This window comes from Vibrio sp. D54 (assembly GCF_021728075.1).
In the GTDB taxonomy this organism is placed as follows: domain Bacteria; phylum Pseudomonadota; class Gammaproteobacteria; order Enterobacterales; family Vibrionaceae; genus Vibrio; species Vibrio alginolyticus.
On the sequence record NZ_JAKKCS010000044.1, the window covers coordinates 1 to 3,321 of the forward strand.

Below are 3,321 nucleotides of genomic sequence, written 5' to 3' on the forward strand. Positions count from 1 at the left end.
TTTGAACATCACCATAAATTTCAAACAAGTCATCAGAATCTTCCATTTGAATTGACCTCAATACAACCCTACTTCCGTGTAAATCAGGCTTCATTTTTCTCCTTAATCGTATAACGCCCTGTTAAGGGGTGAGCAACGCCATACCGATGCAGCCGCATACCGCCTTAAACACTAAAACCAACGCATAGTAAAAATGCCACGCGTTGCGAATCCCTCTTGAACAGTTTGTTAACTGGATTTGCAAAGGAGGAGCGCTTGCTTTCCAGATTTTGCGATAATTACACGCTTATTTCTTGTAAGCGTCTTGAGTTTGTCCATTATTAGGGGTTTCGACTTTTTGGGATAGTCCCATAAGAATTTGATGAACTCGATATCAAACCTTTCATCGCAACCTTCAGCTAAATCTGGACGCTTACTACTTAATAATGTTCTCTTTAGTGCTCGATAGATACAGGTATATCGGTTTACATCTAAGAATATTACTGTGTCACAAGCTCCAAATCTTATATCAAGGGTGCTCTGATAATTACCGTCGATAATCCAACACTCGCTTTCACAAAGACCTTTTTGAATTTTGATCCAGTCATCTTTTGGAGTTTTAACCCAATTTGGTTTCCAATATAGCTGATCGAGATGATGAACAGGCAAATTCAACTCTGTACCTAATAGTGCCGAAAATGTGGATTTACCCGAACCGCCGGAACCAATGACCGCAATTCTTTTCATCGGACTTACCTCGTCACCAATCCAGTTAACGCCCTGTTAAGGGGTGAGCAACGCAATACAAGAGCCGCCGCATACCGCCTTAAACACTAAAACCAACGCATAGTGAAAATGCCACGCGTTGCGAATCCCTCTTGAACAGTTTGTTAGCCCTGTGGTTGACTAGTACATATAACCTAGCCAATCAAAATGTCCAACACCCCACTGCTTATCTCTGAGTGGTTTCACATACAGTTCATCAAGATGCTCTACAGCAACTCCAAAGTTGGTGTGCTCATGAAGCCTTAACCAAGACTGCATGCACTGAACTTGGTAAAAGCCGTTTGTAGAGTAGAAATCATGTAACTCAGATATAAGGATTATGAAATCCACATCTTTAGTTTCAGCAAATGCTGATAATTCTGACAACATAAAAGAGCCAATACCTTGCCCTCGATAACGTTCGTCAACACAAAAGTCGATTACGCCCAGAATCTTATGTATTTCCCCGCCGACACTAACAACGCGATAATCCAATCCAAGATAGCCAACCAGCTGTTCACCTTGAAAATGAAGGGCACGCATATGAGGCAACTGCTTAAAGTAAGAACGACTTACTTGGCTATCTGGAAAAGCTTGATTTCTTAATGCTTCGATTGCCTTATGATGCAATTCTGAAACATCTATTTCTTGTACGATTTCCATATCGTTTCCTCGAAAAGGGCTAACGCCGCGTTAAGTGGTGAACAACGCCAATCACCAAACCTAAACCATTGTACCTTAAACACTTAGCCTGACCGGAACTGAAATCGCCAAGCGTTGTGAATCCGTCTTGAACGCCTTGTTAGGCGAAGTTTCCCACCGGGGTTTAAGGTTGTCTGAAAGCAGATTACCCGAAACAAAATAAGCAACCAAGCACCCACTGACTTTTTGTGATTCAAGAACCACAAAACTCACTATGTTTCAGCCAAAATTCCAACGACCACGAAATGCGAATTTGCAGCGACTAAGTAGTTTTTGAACCTGAGAAACCCAAAGCTGCAAACTTAAAGCGAGAACGAAAACCTCGATTAACTTGCCCTTGCCACACTTTGAGCCAATTAAACTCGCCACTAACCGTCTCCAAAAACCAATGAGGCAACCCACGAATTTTGGCATGTTTTACGGCAGGAGAGATTCAAGAATTTGAGCCGACAATGCCAAGTTGCCGACTTAGAAAAACGAATGCTCAAAGAGAACTAAGAAGATGAGAACAAAGAACTTTACTGCCCGTCGCCTAACGCCCAATTAAGGTGTGAGGCACGCAATACCGAAGCTTCTGCATAACACCTTAATCACTAAAGCCAACGCATAGTAAAAATGCCACGCGTGCCGAATCACTCTTAAATTGTTTGTTAAGCAGCTTTGGCCAATTGCTCTTTGAACGGTATTAATAAGTTAGCTGCATTTTCAATAGCAAAATCTGCCGCATCTCTGTCTACTGTTACCCCATGAGCAGCTTGATTGCCCAACTTTATAAAATCCTGTATACCGCTAGCAGTACGCTTTGATATTACACCGTCAGCAACAAGTTGACTCATTGCCCTTGATAGTGGAATTGGTCTAGTTGAATCTCCAAGAGTAGCGCGGACTGCTTTTTCTATTTCGATTCGAATCGCAACTAATGCTAGGTTTGGATCATGAGAAGAAACAACTTGTAAATACTCGTACGCATCGCTACCTGAGGACGATGTTTCTGTTCCACTCGATACTTGTTCTACCGCACTTTTAACATCTTTCAGTTCGATTTTAACACCACCGGGTAATTCTAACGTTTTTAAGTAAGGAAATACCCATGGTAAAGAGGCTAAGACAATTAATACGATTGCAATCGCATCAATTGTAACGGCATCCCAGAATATGTGCATGCCCGCTAATGCTACAAACAACAAGCTAATCAAGACTGCGTAAATTTTCATATTTCTCCTTGCTGCTTAACGCCTTGCTAAAGTGTGAGGCACGCAATAACTAAGCATCCGCATACCGCCTTAAACACTAAAACCAACGCATAGTGAAAGTGCCACGCGTGCCGAATCACTCTTGAGCAATTTGTTATGTGTTGCCCCACCAATGCGGCATAAGCTCGTTCAATTTAAGAATCGCACCATCATGATTAGTTAGAATTTGCATTTCAGCATTCTTAGGGTGCAGCTGCAACAATAACTCTTGGCACGCGCCGCAAGGTAAGATGATGTCATCACCTTTAATACAAACCAACTTAGTAATTTGAAACTCTCCCTCGGTTACCATTGTTCCAATCGCATTTCGTTCGGCGCAGATGCCCAGTGAACAAGCAGTGTCTATACAAACACCACTAAATAATTTTCCAGACGATGTTTCAATAACCGCTGATACCTGACCACAACTAATTTTTCCGCTATATTCTTGTTGTCTCAATTTGAACGAAGCCAAAGAGACTAATTCTTTGAACATTTTATAACCCTCGAGAACACATAACGCCCTGTTAAGGTGTGAGCGACGCAATACCGAAGCTCCCGCATACCACCTTAAACACTAAACGCAACGCATAGTAAAAATGCCAAGCGTTGCGAATCACTCTTAAACAGATTGTTATACATT

General features: G+C 41.9%; 4 protein-coding genes and 1 pseudogene. All 5 read right to left on the reverse strand.

Going from position 1 to position 3,321, the window contains the following annotated elements:
* Positions 1–121 precede the first annotated feature (121 nt).
* Positions 122–266 (reverse strand): annotated as a pseudogene (locus tag L3V37_RS23740) (DUF3265 domain-containing protein).
* Complete coding sequence (locus L3V37_RS23745; RefSeq protein ID WP_161444491.1) at positions 229–726, reverse strand: DNA topology modulation protein; 498 nt, start codon at positions 724–726, stop codon at positions 229–231. The pseudogene L3V37_RS23740 and the gene L3V37_RS23745 overlap by 38 nt, the downstream one beginning before the upstream one ends.
* A gap of 159 nt (positions 727–885) precedes the next feature.
* Positions 886–1,407, reverse strand: a complete 522-nt coding sequence (locus tag L3V37_RS23755; RefSeq protein ID WP_237307326.1) for a GNAT family N-acetyltransferase — start codon at positions 1,405–1,407, stop codon at positions 886–888.
* A 689-nt stretch (positions 1,408–2,096) separates the two neighbouring features.
* Positions 2,097–2,660, reverse strand: coding sequence for a DUF4145 domain-containing protein (locus L3V37_RS23765; protein WP_021485058.1), 564 nt, complete (start codon positions 2,658–2,660; stop codon positions 2,097–2,099).
* A 133-nt stretch (positions 2,661–2,793) separates the two neighbouring features.
* Complete coding sequence (locus L3V37_RS23775) at positions 2,794–3,174, reverse strand: cytidine deaminase (RefSeq protein ID WP_237307330.1); 381 nt, start codon at positions 3,172–3,174, stop codon at positions 2,794–2,796.
* Between the last annotated feature and the right edge of the window lie 147 nt (positions 3,175–3,321).

Excerpts from the sequence above, each read along its gene's own strand:
- L3V37_RS23745 (WP_161444491.1), bottom strand. The coding sequence starts at position 726 with ATGAAAAGAATTGCGGTCATTGGTTCCGGCGGTTCGGGTAAATCCACA.
- L3V37_RS23755 (WP_237307326.1), bottom strand. The coding sequence starts at position 1,407 with ATGGAAATCGTACAAGAAATAGATGTTTCAGAATTGCATCATAAGGCA.
- L3V37_RS23765 (WP_021485058.1), bottom strand. The coding sequence starts at position 2,660 with ATGAAAATTTACGCAGTCTTGATTAGCTTGTTGTTTGTAGCATTAGCG.
- L3V37_RS23775 (WP_237307330.1), bottom strand. The coding sequence starts at position 3,174 with ATGTTCAAAGAATTAGTCTCTTTGGCTTCGTTCAAATTGAGACAACAA.